General features: G+C 45.1%; 22 protein-coding genes and 1 tRNA gene. 14 read left to right on the forward strand and 9 right to left on the reverse strand.

Translation table 11 applies throughout. The features are described 5' to 3' along the window. Positions 1-85: 85 nt before the first annotated feature. The 8 genes from C9I98_RS05760 to C9I98_RS05795 all read left to right on the forward strand — a co-directional run bounded on the left by C9I98_RS05760 (position 86) and on the right by C9I98_RS05795 (position 9255). The gene (locus tag C9I98_RS05760; RefSeq protein WP_036822710.1) at positions 86-1096 is read left to right on the forward strand and encodes a response regulator; all 1011 of its coding nucleotides are present in this window, start codon (positions 86-88) and stop codon (positions 1094-1096) included. Continuing rightward, positions 1096-2085 carry a GGDEF domain-containing protein gene (locus C9I98_RS05765; RefSeq protein ID WP_036822698.1) on the forward strand — a complete coding sequence of 330 codons (990 nt, stop codon included), beginning with the start codon at positions 1096-1098 and terminating at the stop codon, positions 2083-2085. The genes C9I98_RS05760 and C9I98_RS05765 overlap by 1 nt, the downstream gene beginning before the upstream one ends. A 159-nt stretch (positions 2086-2244) precedes the next feature. Further along, positions 2245-2604, forward strand: coding sequence for a DUF3802 family protein (locus tag C9I98_RS05770; RefSeq protein ID WP_036822701.1), 360 nt, complete (start codon positions 2245-2247; stop codon positions 2602-2604). Positions 2605-2819: 215 nt separating this feature from the next. Continuing rightward, complete coding sequence (locus tag C9I98_RS05775; protein WP_036822703.1) at positions 2820-4859, forward strand: methyl-accepting chemotaxis protein; 2040 nt, start codon at positions 2820-2822, stop codon at positions 4857-4859. Between the two features lie 67 nt (positions 4860-4926). Next, positions 4927-5667: a tRNA-uridine aminocarboxypropyltransferase gene (locus tag C9I98_RS05780; RefSeq protein WP_107271693.1), complete on the forward strand. Its 741-nt coding sequence runs from the start codon at positions 4927-4929 to the stop codon at positions 5665-5667. A 167-nt stretch (positions 5668-5834) separates the two neighbouring features. Further along, positions 5835-6797, forward strand: coding sequence for an N-acetylglucosamine kinase (nagK, locus tag C9I98_RS05785; protein ID WP_107271694.1), 963 nt, complete (start codon positions 5835-5837; stop codon positions 6795-6797). Between the two features lie 100 nt (positions 6798-6897). Then, positions 6898-8148, forward strand: coding sequence for a DEAD/DEAH box helicase (locus tag C9I98_RS05790; RefSeq protein WP_107271695.1), 1251 nt, complete (start codon positions 6898-6900; stop codon positions 8146-8148). A gap of 126 nt (positions 8149-8274) precedes the next feature. Further along, positions 8275-9255: a Gfo/Idh/MocA family protein gene (locus C9I98_RS05795; RefSeq protein ID WP_036824649.1), complete on the forward strand. Its 981-nt coding sequence runs from the start codon at positions 8275-8277 to the stop codon at positions 9253-9255. 93 nt (positions 9256-9348) lie between these two features. Here the strand turns inward: C9I98_RS05795 and C9I98_RS05800 are convergent, their stop codons facing one another. The 4 genes from C9I98_RS05800 to C9I98_RS05815 form a co-directional block, all read right to left on the reverse strand. Then, positions 9349-10719: an SLC13 family permease gene (locus C9I98_RS05800; RefSeq protein ID WP_107271696.1), complete on the reverse strand. Its 1371-nt coding sequence runs from the start codon at positions 10717-10719 to the stop codon at positions 9349-9351. 590 nt (positions 10720-11309) lie between these two features. Then, positions 11310-11999, reverse strand: a complete 690-nt coding sequence (locus C9I98_RS05805; protein WP_036830911.1) for a SanA/YdcF family protein — start codon at positions 11997-11999, stop codon at positions 11310-11312. Positions 12000-12158: 159 nt separating this feature from the next. Next, positions 12159-12235: transfer RNA gene (locus tag C9I98_RS05810), tRNA-Pro, on the reverse strand. A gap of 143 nt (positions 12236-12378) precedes the next feature. Beyond that, on the reverse strand, positions 12379-13326 hold the full coding sequence (locus tag C9I98_RS05815) for a ribonuclease T2 family protein (RefSeq protein WP_158262662.1): 948 nt from the start codon (positions 13324-13326) through the stop codon (positions 12379-12381). 493 nt (positions 13327-13819) lie between these two features. On the opposite strand from C9I98_RS05815, the gene C9I98_RS05820 reads away from it, so the two are divergent. The 3 genes from C9I98_RS05820 (at position 13820) to C9I98_RS05830 (ending at position 16217) form a co-directional block, all read left to right on the forward strand. Further along, a complete protein-coding gene (locus C9I98_RS05820) occupies positions 13820-14122 on the forward strand; it encodes a hypothetical protein (protein ID WP_036830905.1) in 303 nt (100 codons plus the stop codon). A 401-nt stretch (positions 14123-14523) separates the two neighbouring features. After that, a complete protein-coding gene (locus C9I98_RS05825; protein WP_036830907.1) occupies positions 14524-15375 on the forward strand; it encodes an ABC transporter ATP-binding protein in 852 nt (283 codons plus the stop codon). After that, positions 15375-16217 (forward strand): ABC transporter, encoded by an 843-nt coding sequence (locus C9I98_RS05830; protein ID WP_107271697.1) that lies wholly within the window; start codon positions 15375-15377, stop codon positions 16215-16217. The genes C9I98_RS05825 and C9I98_RS05830 overlap by 1 nt, the downstream gene beginning before the upstream one ends. Positions 16218-16315: 98 nt before the next feature. Here the strand turns inward: C9I98_RS05830 and C9I98_RS05835 are convergent, their stop codons facing one another. The 4 genes from C9I98_RS05835 to C9I98_RS05850 all read right to left on the reverse strand — a co-directional run bounded on the left by C9I98_RS05835 (position 16316) and on the right by C9I98_RS05850 (position 22172). Beyond that, entirely contained in the window at positions 16316-16519 is a 204-nt protein-coding gene (locus C9I98_RS05835; RefSeq protein ID WP_036817956.1) for a hypothetical protein, read from the reverse strand. A 107-nt stretch (positions 16520-16626) separates the two neighbouring features. Further along, positions 16627-19461, reverse strand: coding sequence for an Hsp70 family protein (locus C9I98_RS05840; protein ID WP_036817954.1), 2835 nt, complete (start codon positions 19459-19461; stop codon positions 16627-16629). A gap of 216 nt (positions 19462-19677) precedes the next feature. Beyond that, the gene (locus tag C9I98_RS05845) at positions 19678-21513 is read right to left on the reverse strand and encodes an Hsp70 family protein (RefSeq protein ID WP_036817953.1); all 1836 of its coding nucleotides are present in this window, start codon (positions 21511-21513) and stop codon (positions 19678-19680) included. After that, complete coding sequence (locus C9I98_RS05850) at positions 21513-22172, reverse strand: DUF2760 domain-containing protein (RefSeq protein WP_036817952.1); 660 nt, start codon at positions 22170-22172, stop codon at positions 21513-21515. Before C9I98_RS05850 ends, C9I98_RS05845 begins: the two co-directional genes overlap by 1 nt. Before the next feature lie 358 nt (positions 22173-22530). On the opposite strand from C9I98_RS05850, the gene C9I98_RS05855 reads away from it, so the two are divergent. Further along, positions 22531-22884 carry a YajD family HNH nuclease gene (locus tag C9I98_RS05855; protein ID WP_107271698.1) on the forward strand — a complete coding sequence of 118 codons (354 nt, stop codon included), beginning with the start codon at positions 22531-22533 and terminating at the stop codon, positions 22882-22884. Between the two features lie 103 nt (positions 22885-22987). Here the strand turns inward: C9I98_RS05855 and C9I98_RS05860 are convergent, their stop codons facing one another. After that, positions 22988-23281, reverse strand: coding sequence for a winged helix-turn-helix domain-containing protein (locus C9I98_RS05860; protein WP_036829331.1), 294 nt, complete (start codon positions 23279-23281; stop codon positions 22988-22990). Positions 23282-23445: 164 nt separating this feature from the next. Between C9I98_RS05860 and C9I98_RS05865 the strand changes: the two genes are divergently transcribed. Together C9I98_RS05865 and napA are read left to right on the forward strand one after the other, a co-directional pair. After that, the gene (locus tag C9I98_RS05865) at positions 23446-23595 is read left to right on the forward strand and encodes a periplasmic nitrate reductase, NapE protein (RefSeq protein WP_425440724.1); all 150 of its coding nucleotides are present in this window, start codon (positions 23446-23448) and stop codon (positions 23593-23595) included. 86 nt (positions 23596-23681) lie between these two features. Then, positions 23682-26174 (forward strand): nitrate reductase catalytic subunit NapA, encoded by a 2493-nt coding sequence (napA, locus tag C9I98_RS05870; protein WP_107271700.1) that lies wholly within the window; start codon positions 23682-23684, stop codon positions 26172-26174. The last annotated feature ends 6 nt before the right edge of the window (positions 26175-26180 follow it).

A 26180-nucleotide genomic window follows, 5' to 3' on the forward strand; every position in this document is an offset into this window, starting at 1 on the left:
ATAAAATGCCGCATTTAATTATGATTAACGCATAAATTTATTATTATTAATCATTACTGTTCTTAAGCCGGAAGGCATTGTAAGCGTGCATAAACTTAGAAACGTACTCATTTGTGATGACTCTCCCGTTGTCCACAAAGCGATGGCAAAATATTTGTCGCATTACTCTGAGCTGTCACTTCATTATGCTGAAGATGGCGAGCAAGCGATTGAGTGTCTGGTAAATAATCAAATTGATGTACTGTTTTTAGACTTAACAATGCCTGTCATGGACGGCTTTGAAGTATTGCAGCGACTGCCAGTGAGTAAGCATGAAACGCATGTCATTGTGTTATCCGCAGATGTGCAAAAAGAAGCCATTGAACGTTGCTTGGCTTTAGGTGCCAATTCTTTTCTTTCTAAGCCGTTCAATCAGCCTCAGCTAGCAACAGCGCTGTCGAAAGTAGGGGTGAGGTTTACACCGCCACAGCCAGCTCAGGTGAAGACTGCTGTACCATCACAAGGGGTTAAGCCTGCTGCTCTGGCGCCTAGCCAATATGTCGCCTCATTTAAAGAAGTTGCGAATATCGCACTGGGGCGCGGTGCTGCTATCATCTCAGATCATTTTGGTGATTTTATTAAAATGCCAGTGCCAAATGTCGCCATGCTCAGTGCGGCGGAATTGGTGATGGCGATCAATGATATTAAACACCAGAGTGAAATTGTGGCCATTGCTCAACGCTTTGTCGGTGGTGGTATCCACGGTGAGGCATTAATTTGCCTGCAAGGTAAAGACATAGCCAGATTTGGCCATCGCTTGGGGTTTAGCCAGATTGATGAATATAAAAACGAAGTGGTGATTGATATTGCAAATCTGATGGTTTCATCATTTCTTGTTTCTTTATCTGAGCAGATGAATATTCCGTTTTCAGTTCGCCAGCCCATAGTCCTGGAAGACTATATGGCGTGGGGAGATATTCATTGTGAAAAAAATGACTATTTCACCGTTGAGTATCGGTATCAAGCCGAAGTCTTGGACGTACAATGTGATGTGCTGTTTATGATGGATCAAAATTCGACGTCGGTGATCAAGCGAATTATGGAGACCCTGCATTAATGGATAATACGGTGACACTTTCTGACTTTCATCTAACAATGCAGGTGATGGATAATATTGACGCTGGTGTTGTTATCCTTGACCGTAATTATACCGTGTTGGCATGGAATACGTTTATGCAAGCCTATAGTGGCATTAGCGTTGAACGTATCATGGGCAAGAATTTATTTGATGTCATTGATAACCTGCCTGAAGAGTGGCTAAAGAATAAAATTTCATCCACCTTTAAATTGCGTACTCGCTCATTCAGTAGCTGGGAAGATCGCTCGTGTATTTTTAACTTCATTAATTTCAGCCCGATTACGGGTGGTGAATCGATGATGTACCAAAATATGACATTGACACCATTGAAGTCATTAAATGGTGATTACTCGCATATTTGTTTAACTCTTACCGATGTCTCTGATATCGCGAAGAGTAAGATGCACTTGCGTGAATCGAACGAGCAACTGACGCATTTGAGTATGACCGACAGGCTAACTCAGTTATTTAACCGTGGGCATTGGGAGGCTTGCTTAGCGGAAGAGTTTGAACGATGCAGGCAAACCCAGCTTCCATCAACCTTGGTAATGTTTGACATTGACCACTTTAAAAAAGTGAACGATACCTTTGGCCATATCGCTGGAGATGGGGTGATAAAAAACATCTCGAATATACTGCGCAGAACCAAGCGCCAAAGCGATATTGCTGGGCGTTATGGTGGTGAAGAGTTTGGGGTGATCCTGCCAGCGACTTCTGCCGAGTTGGCGTTGTACTTTACTGAAAGACTGCGAACCCGTGTTGAGGAGTCATCGGTAGTGACCGATTTGCGAAATATCAGCGTGACGATCAGCTTGGGTGTCTGTGAGTGGGCGCCCAGCTTTAGAAGTTATGAGCAATGGTTAGAATGTGCCGATCACTCCCTTTATCAGTCTAAGCAGCAAGGTCGAAATCAATCTAATGTCTATCAACGGGTTAGTTCAGGAAGTGAGCAACCAGCATCGGCATAGCGTGAGATTGTAGGAAGTTCTAACAATCCTTGATTGATTTCATTGTAATTCTTGGCTGAGTTTTTAGAATGGCCTTGACTATGTTCTGGCATAATGTTCTGACATAGGGTCATTGAGCTATATGCTCCATTGTTATATACCGAATCGAGCTAAGGAATTATGGTTGTAGAATCAGAAGGCTATCACGCACTAATCGAGTATTTTACTGAGCACCTATCGCTTTTTGAAAAGGCCGAGAGCGAAGGTTGCCAAGAAACTGTTGAAGATGTTGTGACTGATATGATTGCCACTAACCTGATGGCAGTGTTTGCTCAGAACCCAGATCTGGAATCAGATTTTCGCTTCAAGCTAATGCAAGAAGCAGATGCGGTAATGGCCGACCTCAACGAAGTGCTAGCAGGAGCTTGGACACGCTGCCCAACCAATGAACAAGTTGTATTCCTCGAAGATTATATTGGTCTTGTAAAGAACTTATTCGATAGTGCAATTAGCCGCCAAGCACAATATAACCCAGCCTAGTAAAATAGCTGTGCTTATTTAGAGTGCAAAGCGAAATACAGTAGCCCAAGCATTTTACGAATTCAAAACTGCTTCGTGAATGGCTTGGGTTTATTAATTTATTGATAAACCACTTTCCCTGAAATTTTTCTGTCATAAATCCTTAGTAACTTAGCCTAAGTTTATAAAATTCATAGGTCGTAGGCGGATGCTATACGGCTATCAGGGATAAAAAAATGGAATTGTCCTCTCAAGGTCGGTCTAAATTATCGATCGTCACTTCTATTCAGGTCGTATTTTTGCTCTTAGTGGTAACCGGCGGTTTACTTTCTTATTTTGGCAGCAACGGTTTAAATAACGTATCAAAGGAATTTGAAACATTAAGCCAGCAGGCCCTGCCTGTTACCATGAATAACACAGTGATTGTGAAAGCGTCGATGCAGTCAGCACAATACTTAGCTGAGATGTTTAATAGTGCTTCTGTCGAGCAGTTGGATGCGGCATCTAATGCGTTTAATGAAGGCCATCAAACCGTTTTAAAAGCACTGTCTGAATTAAGCGTGGTAGCAGGAAGCCATCAGATTGCCTGGCTGAATCAAGATGTCGCAAATTTAACGTCCCAATTAGATGGCATTGCATTAACCGCCGGTAACCTTTACCAATCTCAACAGCAGATCTTGGTTAATCAGAACAAAATTAGCAATGACCAATCCATGATGAATTATGCAGTGTCGTCTGTTCGTGCAGAGATGAGTCGCGTTGGCATGGATGTTTATAGTGGCAATCTGGAAGGCATCAACCATGTCACCAATTTTGTTAATCACTCTTTAGAAATGGCTAGCCATCTGATGGCATTGCTTTTAGAAACGGATGTCACTAAAGCTGAGGGTTATGTTCGCAACCTTCGTGGTACTAATTTGTCTGGGATGAATTATGCGTGGCAAGAGCTTAATCGCATAGATAGCACTATCAGTGAATATAGCAGTGTCACGTTACCGTTTCAGATGGTGGGGGAATTGTTTGATAAAGGTAAAATTGTCGACCTACATTTGCAAACGTTGGGTTTGATGCAGGCTCAATCGCTTAAGGTGGCAGAAGCTCAAGATCAGATAACCTCCATTATGGAGCAGCTTAATGCATTGACCCGTGGTGCTGATGTTTTGGTGAAGCAAGGCGAGGCAGGTGTTATGGATGCAACGGACAATGCCATGTCGTTGTTTGTTGGTTTGAGTGTTGCCGGTCTCATTCTAGGTGTGGTTTCAAGTATTTGGGTGAGCCAAACGGTGAAGCGGTCGCTGTCTAAAATTGATCGGGTTGTTGAAGCGACGAGTAACGGCAACCTAACCGTACGCGCGACAGAAAATGCACCCAAAGAATTTGCAGTTCTCGGCAGGTTGCTTAACCACTCTAATAGTAATAACAGTCAGACCCTTGGCCGATTGGTCGAAAATAGTCAGAGCTTGAATATTGCGGCGGAAAGCAGTCAGCAAGCAGCATCGCAATCGCGTATTGCTTTAAAAGAGCAAAGTGATGAGTTGGTGGCGATAGCTGCGGCTATTTCCCAATTGGAGGTTTCGATCAAGGAGATTGTAAGCAGCACCAACGAATCTGAGCTGGAGGCCGAAAAGGCAAATACCTTGGCGCAGCAAGGCGTTGAGGTGATTGAGCGAAGTACGTCACGCCTTCGCTCTTTAGATCAGCAATTTGCGGTCAATGAAGCGCGGATGGTCGAGCTTGACAGCCATGTTGATAAAATTACCGAGGTGGTAGAGCTTATCAGCTCGATTGCTGATAATACTAACCTGCTAGCGCTTAATGCCGCCATTGAAGCCGCAAGGGCAGGGGAGCAAGGGCGTGGGTTTGCTGTTGTGGCCGATGAAGTGCGCAAGTTAGCCAGTCAAACTAACCAGCAAACCGAATCAATCCGGCAGACGATCACTGAATTACATCATGCCGCGAAAGAGGCCAATGATGCCATGGTGGTAAGTCGTAAGGAGATGACGTCATCCATTGAGCTGAGTAGCGAAGTACAAGCTTCGATCGATCAGATCCAAAATATGATCGCGGGGATTAGCGATAAGATCATCACAATAGCTGCCGCGACGCAGCAACAAGAAAATGCCTCGATTGAAGTGGGACGAAGCGTTGAGGAGGTCACTCGGCGGGCGCAAACCAACAGCTCGCAATTGAAAACCTTGGTAAAAGAAGCGGGTACGGTAGCTGATATAGCCCACCATCAGCAGGACTTGTTGTCGAAATATCAGTTAACCACTTAACAAAACATTGCAACCTAACAAGACGCCAGTAAAATGCTGGCGTTTTTTGTTTTTAGGTAAAGCTGTTATGCGTATCCATGCTGTCCATAAGTTATATGATGAACGCCTTGCTCGTTCAACTCGTCCTTTCCGCGCTCGCGGTTGTAAAGTTGAACGTTGCATCTACTGCATGTTGCGCGAGCACCTTTGCATTTGTGAAAGTAAGCCACAAATTCAGTCCAATGCGGCATTCCTTTTGGTGATGTACGATGATGAGGTACTAAAGCCAAGCAATACTGGTCGATTGATTGCTGACTTGTTTGAAGAGACCCATGCCTATATCTGGTCACGTACCGAACCAAATCCGGGGATGCTGGCTTTACTCGAAGATCCGCAATACCAGCCTTATGTGGTGTTTCCTGCTGAATATGCCGAACCAGAGCGTGTTGCCGAGAATGTTGCCGTGGCATCGGATAAGCGACCGCTGTTTATTATGCTTGATGGCAGCTGGGCTGAAGCCAAAAAAATGTTTCGTAAGAGCCCTTACCTTAATCAATTCCCGGTATTATCAATTAATCCGGAAAAGCCATCTCGCTATAAGGTGAGGGAGGCGTCGAAAGAAAATCAGTTGGGTACCGCTGAAGTGGCTGCGCGTATCATTGATTTGTTTGGTGAACAGAAGAATGCCGATGTATTGGATCTATGGTTTGATGTGTTTCGAGAGAACTATATAACCGGCAAAATGAACCGTGTTTTACCTGATGATTCAGCGTTAAAACAGCTTGAAAATTATATGGTTAATTATTCATCGGAGCGTGAAGTAGCTTAAGTTTTGTGGGTTACTTTCGTAACTGAGTGATTTTAGTTTCAGCAATTGCGACGATTAGCAGACTAAAACTCCATTAAATTAGTGGTTTGTCACAGTTTGTAGGTGTAGTTGTGTGGATAATTTTTTCAGTTTTGTTTTTTTAAAAGAAATTGATCGGAGAGTGCAGGATGTACTACGGCTTTGATGTAGGTGGTACCAAAATCGAATTTGGTGCGTTTAACGAGAAACTCGAACGTGTAGCGACTGAACGTGTGCCAACCCCGACAGACAATTACGCGCTGTTGGTTGAAACTATCGCAGGTTTGGTTAACAAATACGATGCTGAGTTTGGTTGCGAAGGCACTATCGCAGGTTTGGTTAACAAATACGATGCTGAGTTTGGTTGCGAAGGCACTATCGGTTTGGGTCTACCAGGTATGGAAGATGCCGATGATGGTACAGTTCTGACTGTGAATGTTCCTGCCGCAAAAGGCCAGCCTCTGCGTAAGGATCTTGAAGCAAAAATTGGTCGTACGGTTAAGATTGAAAATGATGCCAACTGTTTTGCGCTTTCTGAAGCTTGGGATGAAGAGCTAAAAGATGAGCCTTCAGTATTGGGCTTGATTTTAGGTACTGGCTTTGGTGGCGGCTTTATCTACGAAGGTAAAGTATTCTCTGGTCGTAACCATGTTGCTGGCGAAGTGGGTCACACGCGCCTGCCTATCGATGCATGGTTCCACCTTGGCGAAAATGCACCACTGCTTGGCTGTGGCTGTGATAAGAAGGGTTGTTTAGACAGCTACTTATCAGGCCGTGGTTTTGAGCTGATTTATGCGCATTACTATGGCGAAGAGAAGAAAGCCATTGAGATCATCAAAGCGCATGCAGAAGGTGAAGCAAAGGCTGTAGAACACGTCGAACGTTTTATGGAGCTGCTTGCAATCTGTTTTGCCAACCTATTTACTGCAACGGATCCGCATGTTGTTGCGCTGGGCGGTGGCCTATCGAATTTTGACCTGATTTATGAAGAGATGCCTAAGCGTATTCCAAAACACCTATTGTCTGTGGCTAAGTGTCCGAAGATTATCAAAGCCAAGCACGGTGACTCAGGTGGTGTTCGCGGTGCTGCCTTCCTGAATATCAAAAACTAAACGACGCATTAGCGTATAAAGAGATACCTAAAAGCACTGCCTTCGAGCGGTGCTTTTTGTTAGAATCCGTGCTCTTTTGTAGATGACCCCGGAAATATTCATGTCCTTCCATTCTTTGGGCCTTGAGCGCCAACTTGTCGATACCGTGACCCAGTTAGGTTTCGATACGCCGACACCTGTTCAACAACAAGCTATTCCTGAAGTGCTTGCAGGACATGATGTATTAGCTGGTGCGCAAACGGGAACCGGTAAAACGGCTGCATTTGGCTTACCACTGATTGACCGTATTCTAGCGTCTTCTGCAAATCTTGAGCGCCAAGAAAAACAAGTGAAAGCCCTTGTGCTTACGCCTACTCGTGAATTGGCCCAGCAGGTGTTTGATAGCTTATCGGCGTATGCCAAAGATGTTGATATCAAAATTGCCGTTGCTTACGGTGGTACCAGTATCAAAATGCAGGTGAAGGCTATCGAAGCGGGAGTTGATATTCTGGTCGCAACCCCAGGACGCTTACTTGATCACGCTTATGTAGGCACGGTGGACCTGAGTCAAGTGAGCTACTTGGTGTTGGACGAAGCGGATCGCATGTTGGATATGGGCTTCATTGACGACATTAAGCGAATTATGAAGCGTATGAAAGCCGAGCGCCAAACACTATTCTTTTCTGCCACCTTTGGTAAGCAGGTAAAGAAACTTGCGTATGATATTCTCACCGAGCCAAAGCTTATTGAGGTAACACCAGCCAACACGACTGCGGTAACGGTAGAGCAGATGGTTTACCCAGTTGACAAGCACCGTAAGGCTGAATTATTGGCTTATTTGATCGGTTCGCGAAACTGGCAACAAGTGTTGGTTTTCACCAAAACTAAGCAGGGCTCAGACGAGCTGGCGAAAGAGCTTGGTAAAGATGGCATTAAGGCGGTATCAATTAATGGCGATAAGAGCCAGGGTGCCCGCCAGCGTGCATTGGACGATTTTAAATCGGGCAAGGCTCGTGTATTGGTTGCCACTGATGTTGCTGCCCGTGGATTGGATATCGAGCAGTTAGAGTATGTGGTGAACTTTGACATGCCATTTAAGGCAGAGGATTATGTTCACCGTATTGGTCGTACCGGGCGTGCAGGGCAAACTGGCCACGCAATTTCTTTATTGAGTATTGATGAAGAGTGGGCGCTCAAAGCTATCGAAGAGTTACTGGATACACGTTTGCCACAGCAATGGCTGGAAGGCTATGAGCCCGATCCAACCATTGAGCCGCCTGAAAACCGCCGTCGTGGGCGCTCTAGTGATAAGCGCAGAGCCAAAGCCAAGCATAAAATCCATAAAAACCGAGGTCGCCATACCAAGCGATAATCGGTTAATGAAAGCACCGTCCTGCCGCGGTGCTTTTTTATTTGAAAGTAAAATCAAAGCTTAATTTGGATAAACACCAAATGACTCAAGAGGCTTTGTGGATTGTTTTTATACAAGGAAATACAGATGATTCGCTTAGGTGTTATAGGAACAAACTGGATCACAGACCGATTTATTAGTGCCGCGCTATCTACCGGGGAGTATCAGCTTAACGCAGTGTATTCGCGTAGCCTTGAAACCGCGGCGCTGTTTGCCAAAAAATACGACAGTGTCGAGTGTTTTGATTCACTTGAGGGGATGGCAAAAAGTGATGTAATTGATGCGGTTTATATTGCTAGCCCTAATTCCTTTCATGCACCGCAGGCGATGCAATTTATTCAGTATGGTAAGCACGTTATTGGTGAAAAACCATTGGCGTCTAACATTATCGAGGTACAAGACCTGATAGCTGAGGCGCAGGAAAACAACGTGGTGCTGTTTGAAGCGATGAAGGCTGTGTATACGCCTAACTTCTTTGCAATGCAAAAAGCGTTGCCGAAACTGGGTAAATTACGCAAGGTATATTTGTCTTATTGCCAATACTCTTCGCGCTATCAAAAGTACCTTGATGGTGAAAACCCGAATACGTTTAATCCCGCATTCTCGAATGGCTCATTGATGGATATTGGCATTTATCCGTTGAGTACTGCCATTGCTTTGTTTGGCGAGCCTAACAGCATGACTGCACAAGGCACGCTATTGGATTCTGGGGTTGATGCCCACGGAACACTGGTTCTGCATTACCAAGATTTTGATGTCACCATTGCCCATTCAAAAGTCAGTGATGGTGTGATCCCGAGTGAATTACAAGGCGAGCAGGGGACGCTGCTGGTCGACTTTGTATCGGAATGTCATGGGGTGAAACTCCATCGTCGCGATGAACCGGTACTCGATCTGACTGTTGAGCAGGATGAAAACGCCATGCGTTATGAAGCCGAAGTGTTCGCTCAATTAGTCGCGAACAAAACAGTTGATCATCAAGGGTTGATCCGCAGCCAAATTGTGAGTGCGATTATTACCCAAGCGCGAGAAATCATAGGGGTACGTTTCCCGGCAGATGTAATTTAATTATCAGAAACAAAAAAAAGGTGGTCATTTCTGACCACCTAAAGGAACAACTTGCTACTTCTTTTTATAGGGGGAGTGCTTATGCTTACGTTCTTACCAGAACAGGTAAGCAAAGACTGACAGTGCACCAATACATGCGATGTTAAGGTAAATACCCACCTTCATCATCTCTGATTGTTTGATATGGCCAGAACCAAACACGATAGCATTCGGTGGTGTTGCTACTGGTAGCATGAATGCACATGATGCTGACACTGCGATAAGTGCTGACAAGATGACTGGCGATACACCCAGAGCTTCGGCAACGGTGGCGAAAACAGGGACAAGTAGCGCTGCACTTGCTGTATTACTCGCAAACTCTGTAAGGAATACTACAAAGCCAGCAATCACAAGGATGGTAAAGAACAGGCCCGCTTGCTCTAGGAAGCCGCTTAGGCTGTGCGCAAGGAATACACTTGTGCCTGTAGCCTTAAGGACATTACTTAGGCAGATACCACCACCAAACAGTAGCAACACGCCCCAATCTGTTGATTTCTCAATGTCTTTCCACTGAACTACACGTGATGCGCCCAGCATAACGATGGCTGAAAGCGCAACGAGTGTATCAAACTTGCTGAAACCACCCAGGAATGCATTGATAGGCTTGCTGAAAATCCACAAACAAACAGTAATGCCAAAGATAATCAATGTAGCTAGCTTGGCATTGCTCCACTCAACAGGTTTGTGGTCAAGTTCGAATGTGTGCTTAAGATTTGGCTTAAGCATCAAGTACAGCAATACGACAGTGATAGGCAGTAGGATTAGCGAGATTGGCAGGCCAAACTCCATCCATTCAGTAAAGCTCAGTCCAACTTCGGCAGCAGCGATGGCGTTAGGTGGGCTACCAACTACCGTGGCGATACCACCGATACTTGCACAGTAAGCAATACCCAATAGCACAAATACATAGGTGCTACGCTCGCTTTTGGCATTAACTTTATTCAGTACACCTAGAACTAGAGGAAGCATCATCGCGGTCGTTGCGGTGTTACTGATCCACATAGACAGGAAGGCAGTTACACCGAACAACATAAATACCGCCACAGACATGCGCCCTTTGGCGATAAGCAGTACTTTGTCGGCAATGGCTTTATCAAGTTCTTGCTTGTGCAAGGCAGCTGCCAATGCAAAGCCCCCTAGGAACAAGAAAATGATCGGGTTGGCAAAGTTGCTCAGGGCTTGAGGCGTTTGGAAAATACCAAAACCAACCGCAAGTAATGGCACCAGAATCGCTGTGATACTGACGTGTAGTGCTTCTGTTAACCACAAGACAGCAACAAACGCTAAGATACTTAAACCAACAACGACATCTTTTTCAAAGGGTAGGGTATTTAACAATATTGTAAATAGGGCGATGTCTGCCAGCAGTATGATACTGTTCCGGTCAAACAGCCACTTACGTAGTGTCATGGTTAAGGCCGTCATATACTTTCCTTTCGCTTGATTATAGTTATGTAGGGCTTACTTCTTGTAAATATGTTATCAAGCGTGTGGTTTTTGTTAATGGCGAACTGCGTGTTTGTTGCGCGTTTGGCGGGTGAATAATCTTATTTGTGATGTTGTGATTGAGGAATGTGTAGAAATCTACCCATTTATTTCGGCTGAACAGAGAGCGGCAAATTGAACTTAACCGAATTCAGTTAAATGGTATACCCGAGTTACTTGAAGTTGCACCTTGAAGCTGCTTGAGTATATGGGCAAAGCGCTTAATTGCTAGTTTGTGTGCGATATGTGGCATATGTGTTGATTTTAGATATAAAACAGTGATTTGCCTCCCATCATTCATTTGGTGATTATAAAAGCATTTTTAGATAAATCAGAGCTGGTTATTATTGGCGGCAGAAGGAATTAATAATAAAGGCTAGGGTTGATGAGTGCTAAAAAAAAGGTAATACGTAAGCGTATACAAAGTGATGTACAAACACATTTGCGTAGTGTCCGTAGTAAGTTTATTAAATCATTTTCAGAATCGGATGCCGACGGGCGAGCGTCTTAGTGATACAGCAAAAGCCATTTTATAATGGCTTTTGCTGTTCTGCCGGTGGACCTTCTAACTCTACACTCTCATGGGGGATCGGCTCTTTAGGGCCTAAAAATTTTGGTTGCATGTCGAGAATATAGACGTCAATCATGGCTTTCACCCGGGCAAGTACCTCTCGCACCCTTATCTTCATGCCTGCAAGGCCTTTGGGCTCAGGTACCGCTAAACAGATGGCATCAATATCATTCTGGCTTGCAATGAATAACGCGCGTTCGCAATGAAAGCGCTGAGAAATAATGACGAAATGATCTGCCTCGAACACATTCTTCGCTCTGACAACGGAGTCTAATGTTCTAAAGCCGGCATAATCTAACACAATGTCTTGTTCTGGTAGGCCAGCTTTTAGGAGGTCTCGCTTCATGGTCCAGGGCTCGTTGTATGAACGGTGAGCGTTGTCGCCACTGAGTAATAGCACGTTCACTTTTCCAAGTTCATATAGCTCTAAAGCCGCTTCCATTCGGTAGGTGTAGTATGGGTTCAATGACTTGGCGATATATTTACTCGTCCCTAATACCAGTCCGATAGAGCGGTTGGGGATGTCAGAAGGCGCTTCATAAATGCGAGCAGATGCCTGAGCGGATACCCATCGATCTAGCAGAAGTACACTTGAAACAGCAAGGATACAGAGCACTGCACTTACTCTAAGAAGGTTTAGCAGTTGCATAACAACCCGGAAATTACGTTCATTACCCAAGTATACTACCTTAATTTATTGATAATGTTGTGTAAAATCAGCGTCAATTTGGGAATGGGCTAATGAAGCAAACTGAACAAATGCTTGGTTGTATGGTAAAGGGGCAGGGGAAAAGCAAAAAAAGCCTTTTGGTCGGACATACTGGATTTGAACCAGCGACCCCTACTCCCCCAGAATAGTGCGCTACCAAACTGCGCTAATGTCCGCCAAAAGGCTTTATATTCATATTGTTACAATACAAAAGTAGTCTAGCGTACTCAAGGCCGAAATCAACCCAAGTGATTAGAGAAATGTTAGAGTGATCTCATAATCAGCATTAAACAACATTGGCTTGATGTTTGGAATCGCTTCAATCTTCTACATGAATACGCGAATGACAGTTGCCTTTAAACGAGCGGGCGAGTGGGGCCGCATTCAGTTTTTCGCTAAAAGAAGGGTACTGCTCAAAGTCTCGTGGTAGTTGAATCCTGACTTCTTGCAGGTATTTGCCCTTAGCGCACGAAAGTTGGATACGTTTAGCGGCTTTGCTCCCCAACTGACTGGTTAGGTAACGCTTAAAATCATCGACAGTAATACTTTGGCCTATGCGTTGCTTGATGTATGTACCGATTGGTGACGCGTCTGCTTGTTCAACAAGCTTGGTTGCCGTGATGAAATATTCGTCATCAGAGCGGTGTTGGCAGGAGCCGTGCTTTTTCCACTGGTAAGAACCAAAATCTGTTTGGAAATGAAAGTTGGGCATCCATTGGGCTATTGACGCTACGGTGTCATCAGAAAGCTTCATTGCCTTATAAGGTTGGCAATAGCCGTAGTTAATGCCGCAAGACTTTTTATTTGGCCAGAGCCCATGCAAGGTTAGGTGGTTGATCGCTATCTTGCCATCATCCAGTGCAGTACATTCTGGCTTATTCCCTTTGAAGTTGGCATGTTCACAAAAGCCTGGTTGCCAACTCACAGCCAGCACATAGGAGTCTTGTTGATTAGCGATAGAGCAGCTTGATTGGTTGGCATTGCGAGTTGCTATAGCCGAGGTGCTGTTTAAGTGGCCACAGTTTATATTCACCCAGCGAACGCTAGGGCTAGCATTTTCGAATCTAAGTTGTAGCCAATCACCATCAGGTTTATTAATAGCAAGTGTTTGATAAGAGGCATCTATCTTTGTTGTGATCTTGCCGGGGTTGGTCTTTTTCTTGATGGATTGATAGGCTGGACATTGCTCGGTAGCGATAAAAGTGCCATCAAGCTTGGTTGCTGCCTGAGAAAAATTTGAGAAAAGTATCACATTAACAAAAAGCACTAATGCAACTTTCAAGCATCTAATGTTATTTGGCATATTGATAGTGGCGTAAATTGGTAGGTAAATGTCCTATTATAACGTAGCATTTGTTTGTCTGTGAAATGCGATGGAACGATTGGAATGGGTTGGAAATAAAAGGAATATTTACCAGTTGCTAAACTGTGGAGTCTGAGCCAGAATGAAATTAGGCTTGATGGCGATCATTATCCGGCTAACTTTACGTGTTAAATAGCTTAAATTTAAGTTCACAAGCACTCAAACTAGAGGTATCATCAGCGCATCTGCTCAATGTGGTGCTTTGCTATTACCACCCTCTCAGCTTCCTTATGAAGAAGTGACTACGTAGAATGTGGTTATGCAATAGTAAATGCCATTCTAGTATTTTTAAATGTTGTTATCTCAAGCATGCTTTTTACATGTGACTGTGAATAGGCAGACCACATCAACGCTTGTTGGTATACATCGTTGTAGTTTGATTTAAGAGGTATAACCCATGGATAATTTTGCAGCTGCTGAGAAAGCATTATCAGCAATGCTAAAAAACGTTGACCAGAAAACAGGTCATGTAAAAGAAGAACGTGCTGACTACCGCCAAATGTTAATTGACTTCGCAGATGAAGTGCCAGGTCGTCAGAAAGCCGTAATTAAGCGTATGCCACTGCATAAGATCAATAACCTTATTGCTGTACTTCATGAATTCAAGCAAGAAGCACGCGAAGTGAGAATGCACGAAATTCTTGCCATGATGGAAAAAGATGGTGTTCACCCAGAAGATCTAATTGAACAAGCAGAATAAAACTACATGTGCAATATCATGCCTATCTGGTGTGATGGTTGTTGCCGATCAGAATAGCAATACTCTATGAATTTACAATAATTGCCATCGCATATTATTAGTGCTGTTCTTATGATCACAAAGGCTTTGATATAAGCCTTCAGTTATACCTCTTTCAGTGTGCTATGATTATCGTGGCGCACTTATTTTGTTATCTCTATTTATTACAATAGAGATGATCTTTCCTTTATTCCTAACACATCAAAGTAAACTCATATCACTTGCCCTATCTAAACTTTGAATACGGTTTTGTCAAAATAGCGATCTGTTTGAGTAAGGCGGGCGGTAAAAGCCGGAATACTGCCTATTGAAGGCCGTTGGGTATATACTACTTAAAATTTAGAAATATAGGCTGTTTAAACGTGGAACCACTGGTTAAATCCCGTTCATTAGGAAAATCGTATGGGCACTTTCGGGCGCTGAGAGGTGTTGATATAGATTTGCAACCTGGACAAGTGCTGGGGTTACTTGGACATAACGGTGCTGGAAAGTCGACTTTAATTAAGAGTTTACTAGGCGCACATAGCTATGATGGCGAGTTGAGCGTACTAGGCATGGAGCCGCAAAAAAATCGTGTGGCAATCGTACAACAGTTAGCCTACATATCAGATGTTGCGGTATTACCGGAATGGATGACGGTGAAGCAAATAATCAATTATATCGCTGGCGTTCATGCGAGGTTTCAGCAAGAGAAAGTTAATGGGTATCTAGCCGAAACAGACATTCAATTAAAAACGAAAATTGGTCGCCTTTCAAAGGGAATGAAAGTACAGCTTCACCTTGCGCTGGTGTTGGCAACGGATGTCAAAGTCTTGGTGTTAGATGAACCAACACTCGGCTTGGACTTGATGTTCAGAACTAAGTTTTATCAGCAACTTTTGGATTGGTTTAATCAAGGTGATAAGGCTTTGATTATTGCTAGTCATGAAGTCAATGAAATTGCTAGTTTATTAACTGATGTGCTGATTCTCAGAAAAGGCGCACCAGTGGTGAGTGGTAGCATTGATTCTGTTATTGAGCGATATAATAAAGTGGCTGTGCCTGAGGTAAAAATGAAGCAGGCCTATTCTGCTCGACCACTTCAAGTGTTGGAAGCTGTTAATCACTCAACCTGTATATTCGATAACATGAAAGAAGATAAACTGGCTTCGCTAGGTGAGGTGACAAAGCCGACACTGGCTGAAATTTTTGTCGCGGTACAGCAGGAATCATAATGAAAAAGCTAATTACTTTGCTTGAAAAAGAGCTTTTGGAGTACCGAATTGTCGTTAAGCTACCTTTATTTTTAGCTTTATTTGCTGTTCTAAATTTCGCGTTTGTCATGACAGGCGATAACGTATCGGTGTCGGTGCAAACATCAGGTAATGGTATTTTTAACTGGTCTGCTGGTAGCGATCAATTTGCTGGCCTTATCGGCAAGCTGAATGAGATTGTGGCGGGTGTTGTTTATCTCGTCTTATTTCTTATTTATGTGCCAAAAGCGCTTAGGAAAGAGAAGCAAGATGGCAGCCTGATGTTTTGGCGATCAATGCCAGTGTCTGATCATTTGGCTATTGGTGCTAAGTTAATTTTCGTCTTGTGCTTAGTACCCGTGATAACTTCTATTTTACTGTTATTTTCGGATTTTATTGTTTGGCTGTTAGCCTCCTTCTTTATGCCTGACGACATGGTGTCGTCATTTAATGTGACGTTATTGTCGATGTTCATCCATTGGGGCAGCTTTATAGCCCGAGTGGCGTTGATGAGCTTAGCCTTGTTTCCACTGGCATGTGGCTTGTTGGTGATATCACAACTTACTCGCTATCCATTATTGACTGTCATTATTGCCGTCGTTATGTTCAAGATCGCGATGTATCAAGCGACGGGTAACAGTGAACTAGGTAATGCCATGAGTGATATTTATGGATTGCCGTTCACCATTCTAACAAGTGACTCACCGCTGACCGCTTACTTTGAGTTTGGCTTGCTTAGTAACCTAGTGTTGATTTTGGCCGGGGTAGGGCTGTTCTTTGCCAGTGCTTGGCTGCGTGGTAGAGATGAAATGTTGAAGATGTAGCCAGTTGCGACAGCAGAGTAAAGTGTTCTGCTGTTTATAGAGCCTTTAGTTAAGATGCAAAAACGGAGAGTAGGTAATACTCTCCGTTTTTTTGATGACTAAGCTGTTACAACGCTCTCGAGGTATTCCACTTCGCGTTTGTATTTGCGAACGTTTCGAGATAGTGTACCTTTTGGTACCTCGAAGCGCTTCTCTGCTTCGTAGCTTGAAAGGCCATCAAAGATAACCGCTTCTACAGCTACACGTTGGTTTTCAGATTTAAAAATCCGCTGGGCAATGATTTGATATTGTGTACGATTCATTATGGTAGTACTCGCTAGGCATAAATATTCCCCTCGTAAATAGTTAGAGGGGTAAAGTTAGTTTTTATTTATGGTTAGAAGAGTACCAGCCGAACCCTAACAGAACCTTAATCGATTAAGCGTAATCCTGTTGGTAACGCATCACCGAATACGCGCTTAGTTTCACTCTCCGTCAGTACTTTGACGGTTGAAACCATTTTGACCCAACTTTCTGGCACTTTGCTAGATTTTAGCTTCTCGATCACCGCATTTCGGTTTTCTTCATCAATGTCCAAAGCACGATCTCCGGTCATCCGACACATCATGACTGCCGCAAAAGCGATGTTGGGATCTTTGCGCCAATCAAAGTCCATCAGTTCAGGTAAACAGTAGGCAACATGCTGAGCCGTGAGCAAGTTGTGCGCACTTCCGTAGAACGGGCTTCGGGTGGCAATGCGGCCAATTGCCCACCAGTGGGCTTGTGAGTACTGAGGCTTTTGCAAGCGACCGAAGATCCATTCGATAAGCTGGAGCTTTTTATCAAACGGTAAGTTTTCTAGCGAAGCGGCCAACCTAACCATGTCTTCATAGCTACGCTCTTGCATCTCTTTCGCTAGCTTGCTGTTTCGAGTCGCGCTTGGGTTTATGTATTTAGCGATGTCTTTGTAGATCACCAACTGTTGTTCTTGGTTCAGGCCGCCTGAGACGCGGCGCCAAAATGTCCACCAATCGCTCCATGTTTGGGTATTGCTATCAAATTGGATACCGTGTTGGTAAAGCGCCCATACCTGCTCCATTCGCCATTCATCTGAAGGGTAGCCAAAGCCTGGGCGTAGAGTAAAGCCTGAAAGTTTTAGCCAATTGCGTTCGTGAATGTCAGAGCGGCGGCGACGTTTTTTGCTTTCCAGCAAGGTATTGGCAATTTCGCGAAGGGTTGGTGTTTCCCAGTTATCACGCTTACCAAGCATTTTATCGAGTTGGTTGCGGAGCGTTTTTATCGCCTTAGGGTCTGCAGTTTTCGTACTGCCACCATATACTTGCTTGATCAGTGCGACTGCATCATCCATTTTTGCCGGTAAGGCAGACTGCGCCAGTGTCGAGTCTTCTTTGTTTTGGTTGAGCTTGGCGAGATCCTTACGAATCGCAAATTCCACTTTCCAACGTTTAGATTCATCGTTGGTACTGACACACTCAATCTGTAGGGTGCCGACTTCGGTTAGCTGGCAGGCAAGAGTGACCTCTTCACGATCCTTTTGGTTTGCGGCCAGTTCAGCACGATCGCGTTCACTGTCGAGTGTGGCGATAAATGGTGGCAGCGACACAAAACTGTCATCATCAATCGGGAATATTTCACCTGCTTGGGTATGGCTATCATCTGTTGACGACACAAGGTTGAAGCGAACAGGCTCACCTAAGGTAAGTGCAAACTTGCGATCTTTTAGTCTGATCTCTGTGCCTTCATCCAGTCCCTTTGGCAAGATGCAAAGGCCTTTGCGGTTTTTCTTTTTATCTTCTAAAGCCAAGAAGAATGAGCGTGCTGAGCCACCGCCAATCTTAAGTTGGGCGCCATGGCGTGCCTTTGCATAGGCGACTGCACCATAGGCAACAGACAGATCTGGGTGTGGGTTGACCAGCTCTGTGACTGTGTCACCTCGCCATTGTGAGAAGGTCGATAGAATGCGTTCAGAAAGTAGCGGGCTGTTGAATACACCACCGTTAAGCAATACTGCAGCCGGGATAGCAGGTAAATCTGCAGCGACGTCTAATTGGCTGTCTTTCAGCGATTCGCGGCAAACACTATCGTGTAATTCAATAAACTGCGCCAGGTGCTTGCTGATCGCCGGATCAGCGGCATAGGGTAGGCCAAACTCGACAACAGCAGCTTGGCGTTGGCTTGGTTGGTCGCTAAATTGTGTTTGCGGAAAGAAGCCATCAAGTGCAATTTGGTGTACTTCCTCACGGCTAAGGTCAATGCTCTTGGCACCGCCAATCAAGCGTGAGCCGCTACCTAGCATAGTCACCTTCGCGGTCTCAGGTGCATTTCCTGAAAGAAGCTGCTCTTTGACTTTGCGAGTTTGCTGGATCAGTTTCGATAACCCAGAAGCGCTGAGCTTTTTATTGCCGCCATGTAGACGCTGTTCAGCCTTGTGAGCAAGGGCTAGGTCAATATTGTCACCACCGAGCATAAGGTGATCGCCCACACCGATACGGTCTAGGGTGAGTTTTTCGTCTTTGGTGCCGACTTTAATTAGGCTTAAGTCGGTTGTCCCCCCACCGACATCGCACACCATAATGAGTGGGATATCTTTTAGAAGCGCTTCTGCGTTGTCTTTGTTTTTTGCATACCAGTCGTAGCAAACGGCCTGTGGCTCTTCCAGTAGTAGGATATTATCGAGCCCCGCCATTGCTGCAGCTTCCAGCGTTAGGGCACGAGCCGCTTCATCGAATGATGCAGGAACGGTGATTACAACTTCCTGCTCGTTTAGCTTGGCGTCTTGGTGATGATAATCCCAACACTGGCGTACGTGGTTTAGATAACTTGCGCTGGCGATGACCGGGGAGACTTTCTCCACACTTGAATTAGATGACCAAGGTAAAATGGACTCACTACGATCGACACCGGTGTGAGACAGCCAACTTTTTGCACTGACAACCTGTCGACCCTCGACTTTAGCACCTAAATCGCGCGCTAACTCGCCGATAATAGCGTGTTTAATGTCGCCCTGAACGGGTTCCACATCCCATGGCAGCACCATTTGCGTTGGGTCGATTTCACCTTCTGCAGGGTGATAGCGAAAAGAGGGTAGTAGTGGTTTTCTGGCCACTTCACCAGGCGCAATCAACTGGTCGATATCGAAAATACGAATTGGGCTTGATTCAAGATCGTCCGAGATAGGGGTGTAGGCAACAACAGTATGGGTGGTCCCTAAGTCAATACCGACAAGATAACGGGGGGAAGGCATGTATTTCTCCAGAGCTGTTCGTTCTGATTTTCTATCTTTAGATAATGGGCGTATTATACCGCCGCCTGATATAATGTGCTGTTATAAAACGTTAATTTTATGATTTATATCTAATACCAAGCCAGCTAGACAAGCTATAAGCACTGATAATACTGAAGTAGGCAGCCAAAAGTGCAGGCAAAAAAAACGGCGCCATGTGAGCGCCGTTTTTGTTGATTATTTTTCGCGTACGTCAAATTCAACTTGCCATTTTTGACCACCATCAGTTGGTAGTGCTTCAAGGCATAGTGTACCCAGTTCAGTGACACGAGAGGCTAGGCGAACAGGAACAACCTCACCAGCTGTTCGGCCATCTGAAACAGGTAGCGTTACCTGAATGGCTGGTAGTTCTTCCAGCTCTTCTGGCTGCCACCAATCAAGGTGAGTACCAGCTGGGTCATCACGGCGCACCGTTGAACCGAAGAACTTGAACTGTACAGGTTGACCGATAACCAAACCGAACTCACGGCTTGGTACGTCAGCATGTGTACCTTCTTCCATACCAAATGGTGCAACACACAGTGCTTCAAGTGGTGGTTCCATCCCAGGGATAGCAGGCATAGAGCTTTCGATACCCACATAGTAACTGCTTGCAATACCACCACGGATACGCACGCCCTTACCTTTACGTACTGAGCCGTAATAAGACGCACCGCTTGCAACCGCAAGATCAAGGTCAAGGCCTTCAAGCAACTTCGCTTCTTCGCTACCCGCCGTTGTTAGCCAGCTGTTGATGATAGAAAGCAGGCGGTTAGAAAGTAGATCTGATTTCAGTACACCACCATTGAACAGGATGGCGGTTGGGCGAATAAAGCCTTCGTGAAGCTGGTCGTACTTTTCGAATAGCTCGTCTACAGCTTGTGACTGACGGCTTAGGAAGCCGGCAACATGACGCGATACCGCTGCATCTTGTGCGTATGGCAGACCCATTTGGGTTAGGGCGCCACGCTGCATTTCAACAGGGTGATCTTCAATGTTATTGCGAGGGAAGAAACCTTCAACCAGTGTTTGCTGAACTTCCTCTTGAGTGAGTTCAGTTTGTAGCGTGCCGCCAAGTAGCTTAGAGCCACGACTTGGCACAACGATCGGCACAGCTTGTAGGTTTGCATCACTCAGTAGTGCTTCTTTCGCATCGCGGCAGGCATGGGTGATAGCTTGGATTTGCCATGGCTGAAGCTGCTTGCCTTCTTGAGCAAGATTCATCTTCAGTCGGTAGGCTAGGGCCAAGTCCATGTTGTCGCCACCAAGAAGGATGTGATCACCAACAGCGACACGGTTTAGCGTTAGGTTACCTTCTTCTTCGGTTACGGCAACTAGCGAAAGGTCAGTGGTACCACCGCCGATATCAACAACGAGGATGATGTCACCAACAGACACTTGGTCACGCCACGTTTCATCGTTGTTGCGCAGCCAGCTGTACACGGCAGCTTGCGGCTCTTCAAGCAATGTCATGTGCTTGAAGCCGACTTCACGCGCTGCTTCCGCGGTAAGCTCACGGGCTGCAGGGTCGAAAGATGCAGGCACTGTGATAGTGACATCTTGATCAAACAGGGGTGTATCCGGGTGCTGGTGGTTCCATGCCGCAGCAAGGTGGGCAAGGTAATTGCGCGTTGCTTCTAGCGGTGAAGCTTTAGCCACTTCTTCTGGGCTGTTAAGTGGCAAGAAAGCGTCACGACGGTTGACACCACCGTGGCATAGCCAGCTTTTTGCACTTGCGATCAAGCGGATAGGTGTTTTGCTGCCCAGTGAACGTGCCATGGCACCGACAATGGCTTTTGGTTGGCTGTCCCACGGCAGGGCAGTATCGCCTTCAGCTAGCTCTGATTCATGTGCTTGGTACATGAAAGAAGGCAGCTGATCTTTTTCCTCTACATTGCCCGGGTTGGTGAGTTGGGCAATAGGCATAACATTGACGCGAGCATCTTCGTCTTGCAGGTCAACGTATGATAAAACACAGTGGGTGGTACCAAGGTCGATACCAACACTGTAACGGTGTTCTTGGGTTTCTTGCATTACAGTTCTACCTCAGCGGCGGCAACTACGTGTGCATCATGACCTTCTGCCAGTTTAGGCAGTTTAACGTCAGTCACTTTCCAGCCGCGGTGGATTAGGGTTCCAGTGAATGGCGCTTCGCCGACAACGTTACCTGTTAGGCGTACTTCAGAGGCGTTGAAACCTTGTGGCAAGGTGATGCGGGTTTCCTCTTCCTCAGTGCGTACTGGGGCAAAGCTAAAGTATTCGTTTAAGACTTTCTGGCCGCCTTCATGGATAACACGGGCAGCCGCACCGATTTCAGCATCAGCGAAGCCTTTAAGGTCTTCTTGCATGAAATCAATAAAGCGAGCTTCTTGCTGAAGCAGTGATAGTAGTTGTAGGGCGGAGTCAGGTGTAGATGTTTTTAGCTTTGGTTCAACTTCTACAATCTTCTCTACGATTTTTTCAACTTCAACCACTTTCTCGACTTCTACGATCTTCTCGACAGGCTTTTCAACCTCGATAATTTTTTCGACTTCTTTCTCAACGACTTTTTCGACTTCGACAGGTTTGCCTTTTTTAGCGATATAGAGAACCAGCATGACAAGCACTAGGCCACCTAGCCATGCGTGTCCCATATCAATTGTTGTCGGCATTGCCGATAAATCTACTGTTAGTTGCGAAAAATCAAAAGCCATATCCGTCTTCTCTATTTAAGTAAAATAGTGGTTCACTATTAACAATTTGGGTCGAATATTATCATAATCAAGGTGCATTACACCTAGGGGCATCACTTTTTTGCCCTATTTGAACTATTTAGCTTTTTCGTCGCTTAAATTAGCATCAAAAAAGGTTTTACATTGCCTTGTCATCGCCCTATCAAGGCCGTGGTATCGTGTCGTTTAGGGGCAAAATGTTTATTCAGTTAACTTCATTTTTAGCGTATTTCTGCCATTTTTGGTGAGTTAATTCATAATTTCCTACGCTCATAACGGGCTTTATGCTAAAAATTCGGTAAAATCCGCATCAGAATTAGACTCAATACTAGGTGTTATCATGTCATCAGATTATTACGGAACAAGTGCAGCGTATGCGAGAAAAGAGCAAGGCTACCGCGAGAAGGCCTTGAAGCTTTATCCGTGGGTATGTGGGCGATGTTCTCGTGAATTCGTGTATTCCAACCTACGTGAGTTGACTGTACACCATGTTGATCACGACCATACGAACAACCCAGAAGATGGTAGTAACTGGGAATTACTCTGTTTGTTCTGCCATGACCATGAACATGAGAAATATACTGAAGCAGATAACCAAATGGGCAGCGTTGTGAAAGCGGGTGAGAATGATCACGAGGCGGCGACCTTCAACCCGTTTGCTGATCTGAAAGCCATGATGGAAAAGAAAAAGTAACGCTATCGCGTTCTATCATTTAAAGCTTCATTATATTGGGCTAATTTAGATTGAGATATTGACGTTAATATTTCAATAAATTAGCCCATTTACTTTTAACGACTTATGGGTAGTCAAGTACCAGCTTAATGTCTGTAAGGTTCTCTTGTACCCATTGTTTGTTAATTGCGCCCCAGTCTTTAATTTCGTACTTTCCTGTACGGTTTCTTTCCCCTTCGCTTTGTTTAAACTGACAAACGATATCAAGCTCGGCTAGGCTCTTGATTGTATCTTGTGCAGTACGTCGTGGCATACCTGTATATTCAAGGATCCCCGGTACGGTGGAAATTCCAGTATCAATGAGATAAGCGACATAAAGACGGCGGTAAAAACTGGATTTTGTCTTGCTGATAACCACGTTGGTTTCCTTACTTTTTTATTCCATTTCATCACCATAGTAACACCCAAACCTATCGTTAACATTATTTGTATCATGCGATGAACAGGCGATTTTTCTGTTTTTCACCCAGTGAAGTTATCAATTTTTCAGAAGCTAACTAGAGTTATCTGTATATAACGTAAATGGAGTGTGTGATGACAGACGACAATCGCCACCGTTCAGAGTTAAAAGCTTTCCTGTTTATTACCATAGTTTTATTTCCAATTTTGGCTGTGGCCGTTGTAGGCGGTTACGGGTTTTTTGTGTGGTTTTTACAGGTGGTATCTGGCTGATCTGGACTCGTTAATACATAAAATCAATAAGATAAATTACAGCTGAAGTATATGTGAAATGTTAAACCTTCAATGGAGAGCTTCCGATGAACTGTTCTCGGCGTAAATTTCTCAAGGCTCAAGCAGCGGCATCAGCTGCCGCAGCAGCAGGTGTTTCTATTCCCGTGGTTGCAAGTAATGTGGTAACCGATGCCGCAGTTACCCAAATATCTTGGGAAAAGGCGCCGTGTCGATTCTGCGGTACTGGCTGTTCAGTCAACGTGGGTGTGAAAGATGACAAGGTCGTTGCCACGCATGGTGATATCAAGTCCCCTGTAAATCGCGGCTTGAATTGTGTTAAGGGCTATTTTCTATCCAAGATCATGTACGGCGAGGATCGTCTGACTCAACCATTGCTTCGTATGAAGGATGGAAAATACGATAAAGAAGGGGATTTTACGCCAATCAGTTGGGATCAAGCGTTCGATATCATGGCCGAGAAGTGGAAGGCTACCTTGAAGGAAAAAGGCCCTGAAGGTATCGGGATGTTTGGTTCTGGTCAATGGACAGTTTATGAAGGGTATGCGGCTTCCAAATTAATGAAGGCGGGCTTTCGTTCAAACAATATCGAGCCGAATGCGCGCCACTGTATGGCATCAGCAGTTGTTGGTTTTATGCGTACTTTCGGTATTGACGAGCCGATGGGGTGCTATGACGATATTGAAGAGGCGGATGCGTTTGTGCTTTGGGGTTCCAACATGGCTGAAATGCACCCCATCTTGTGGACGAGGGTGACGGATCGTCGTCTTTCAAAGCCAGATGTTAAGGTGTCAGTGCTATCAACTTTTGAGCATCGCAGTTTTGAACTTGCTGATATTCCTATCGTGTTTGAGCCACAAACAGATCTGGCCATCCTTAATTTTATTGCCAACTACATCATCACAAATGACAAGGTGAATAAGGACTTTATTGGCAAGCATGTGAACTTCCGTCGCGGCGCTACGGATATTGGCTATGGTCTTCGACCTGAAGTACCGTTGCAGCAGAAGGCGAAGAACCCTGACAGCGGTGATTCAGAGCCAATGAGCTTTGATGAGTTTAAAGAGTTTGTGTCCGAATATACCGTTGAAAAAGTCAGTGAAATGTCGGGTGTCACCAAAGAGAAGTTGGTTGAACTGGCAGAGCTGTATGCAGATCCGGATACAAAGGTGACTTCGTTCTGGACCATGGGCTTTAATCAGCACACCCGTGGGGTGTGGTGTAACAACTTGGTTTATAACATCCATTTGCTTACCGGAAAAATCTCCACCCCAGGGAATAGCCCATTCTCTTTAACTGGCCAGCCTTCTGCGTGTGGTACGGCACGTGAAGTTGGTACATTTGCCCACCGTTTGCCGGCAGATATGGTTGTTGCTAACCCTGAACACCGCAAAGTGGCTGAAAAAATATGGAAGCTACCAGATGGCACAATCCCTGAGAAGGTAGGTGCTCATGCGGTATTGCAGAGCCGGATGCTCAAAGACGGTAAGATTAATGCTTACTGGATCCAGGTGAATAATAACCTGCAGGCTGCCGCGAATATTAATGAAGAAACCCTGCCAGGGTATCGAAATCCGGAAAACTTCATTGTCGTATCAGAAGCTTATCCAACGGCAACAGCCCAAGCTGCTGATTTAGTCCTGCCAGCTGCCATGTGGGTAGAGAAGGAAGGGGCTTATGGTAATGCGGAGCGCCGCACTCAATTATGGCACCAAATGGTACAAGCGCCGGGTGAATCAAAATCAGATCTATGGCAGTTAATGGAGTTTTCTAAACGCTTTACAACCGATGAGGTGTGGCCGAAAGAACTGCTTGATGCCAACCCGGAGTACAAGGGCAAATCCTTGTTTGATGTGCTGTATAAGAATGGTCAAATCGATCAATTCCCGCTTGAAGACATTGCCGAAGGGCATGCCAATGATGAGTCAACGGAATACGGCTTCTATGTTCAGAAAGGAATATTTGAGGAGTATGCCCAATTTGGCCGTGGCAAGGCACATGACCTAGCACCGTTTGAAGTCTACCACGAAACCCGCGGGTTGCGCTGGCCAGTTGTTGATGGCAAAGAAACACTTTGGCGTTACCGAGAAGGAGCTGACCCTTATGTGAAAGAAGGGGCGGGCTTCGAGTTCTATGGTAAGCCGGATGGCAAAGCTATTATTTTTGCCTTGCCTTTTGAACCGCCAGCAGAGAGTCCAGATGAAGAATACGATTTATGGCTATCTACCGGGCGTGTACTTGAACACTGGCACTCGGGCTCAATGACTCAACGTGTACCAGAAATCCATAAATCCTACCCGAATGCGCAAGTCTTCATGCACCCTGAAGATGCCAAGGCGAGAGGTTTGCGTCGGGGTGATGCGGTGAAAGTGGTTTCCCGCCGTGGTGAAATGATAACGCGGGTAGAAACACGAGGAAGAAATAAGCCACCGCAAGGTTTGGTCTTTGTTCCTTGGTTTGATGCAAGCCAGTTAATCAATAAAGTTACTTTGGACGCTACCGATCCGTTGTCGAAACAAACGGACTTTAAAAAGTGTGCAGTCAAAGTTGTAAAAGCATAGGAGAAA

Origin of the sequence: Photobacterium sanctipauli, assembly GCF_003026495.1 — a bacterium.
Classification (GTDB): domain Bacteria; phylum Pseudomonadota; class Gammaproteobacteria; order Enterobacterales; family Vibrionaceae; genus Photobacterium; species Photobacterium sanctipauli.

Bases quoted from the DNA above. Each gene is read 5' to 3' on its own strand.
- C9I98_RS05765 (WP_036822698.1), top strand. From the start codon at position 1,096: ATGGATAATACGGTGACACTTTCTGACTTTCATCTAACAATGCAGGTG.
- C9I98_RS05770 (WP_036822701.1), top strand. From the start codon at position 2,245: ATGGTTGTAGAATCAGAAGGCTATCACGCACTAATCGAGTATTTTACT.
- C9I98_RS05775 (WP_036822703.1), top strand. From the start codon at position 2,820: ATGGAATTGTCCTCTCAAGGTCGGTCTAAATTATCGATCGTCACTTCT.
- C9I98_RS05780 (WP_107271693.1), top strand. From the start codon at position 4,927: ATGCGTATCCATGCTGTCCATAAGTTATATGATGAACGCCTTGCTCGT.
- nagK (WP_107271694.1), top strand. From the start codon at position 5,835: ATGTACTACGGCTTTGATGTAGGTGGTACCAAAATCGAATTTGGTGCG.
- C9I98_RS05790 (WP_107271695.1), top strand. From the start codon at position 6,898: ATGTCCTTCCATTCTTTGGGCCTTGAGCGCCAACTTGTCGATACCGTG.
- C9I98_RS05795 (WP_036824649.1), top strand. From the start codon at position 8,275: ATGATTCGCTTAGGTGTTATAGGAACAAACTGGATCACAGACCGATTT.
- C9I98_RS05800 (WP_107271696.1), bottom strand. From the start codon at position 10,719: ATGACGGCCTTAACCATGACACTACGTAAGTGGCTGTTTGACCGGAAC.
- C9I98_RS05805 (WP_036830911.1), bottom strand. From the start codon at position 11,999: ATGCAACTGCTAAACCTTCTTAGAGTAAGTGCAGTGCTCTGTATCCTT.
- C9I98_RS05820 (WP_036830905.1), top strand. From the start codon at position 13,820: ATGGATAATTTTGCAGCTGCTGAGAAAGCATTATCAGCAATGCTAAAA.
- C9I98_RS05830 (WP_107271697.1), top strand. From the start codon at position 15,375: ATGAAAAAGCTAATTACTTTGCTTGAAAAAGAGCTTTTGGAGTACCGA.
- C9I98_RS05835 (WP_036817956.1), bottom strand. From the start codon at position 16,519: ATGAATCGTACACAATATCAAATCATTGCCCAGCGGATTTTTAAATCT.
- C9I98_RS05840 (WP_036817954.1), bottom strand. From the start codon at position 19,461: ATGCCTTCCCCCCGTTATCTTGTCGGTATTGACTTAGGGACCACCCAT.
- C9I98_RS05845 (WP_036817953.1), bottom strand. From the start codon at position 21,513: ATGCAAGAAACCCAAGAACACCGTTACAGTGTTGGTATCGACCTTGGT.
- C9I98_RS05850 (WP_036817952.1), bottom strand. From the start codon at position 22,172: ATGGCTTTTGATTTTTCGCAACTAACAGTAGATTTATCGGCAATGCCG.
- C9I98_RS05855 (WP_107271698.1), top strand. From the start codon at position 22,531: ATGTCATCAGATTATTACGGAACAAGTGCAGCGTATGCGAGAAAAGAG.
- C9I98_RS05865 (WP_425440724.1), top strand. From the start codon at position 23,446: ATGGAGTGTGTGATGACAGACGACAATCGCCACCGTTCAGAGTTAAAA.
- napA (WP_107271700.1), top strand. From the start codon at position 23,682: ATGAACTGTTCTCGGCGTAAATTTCTCAAGGCTCAAGCAGCGGCATCA.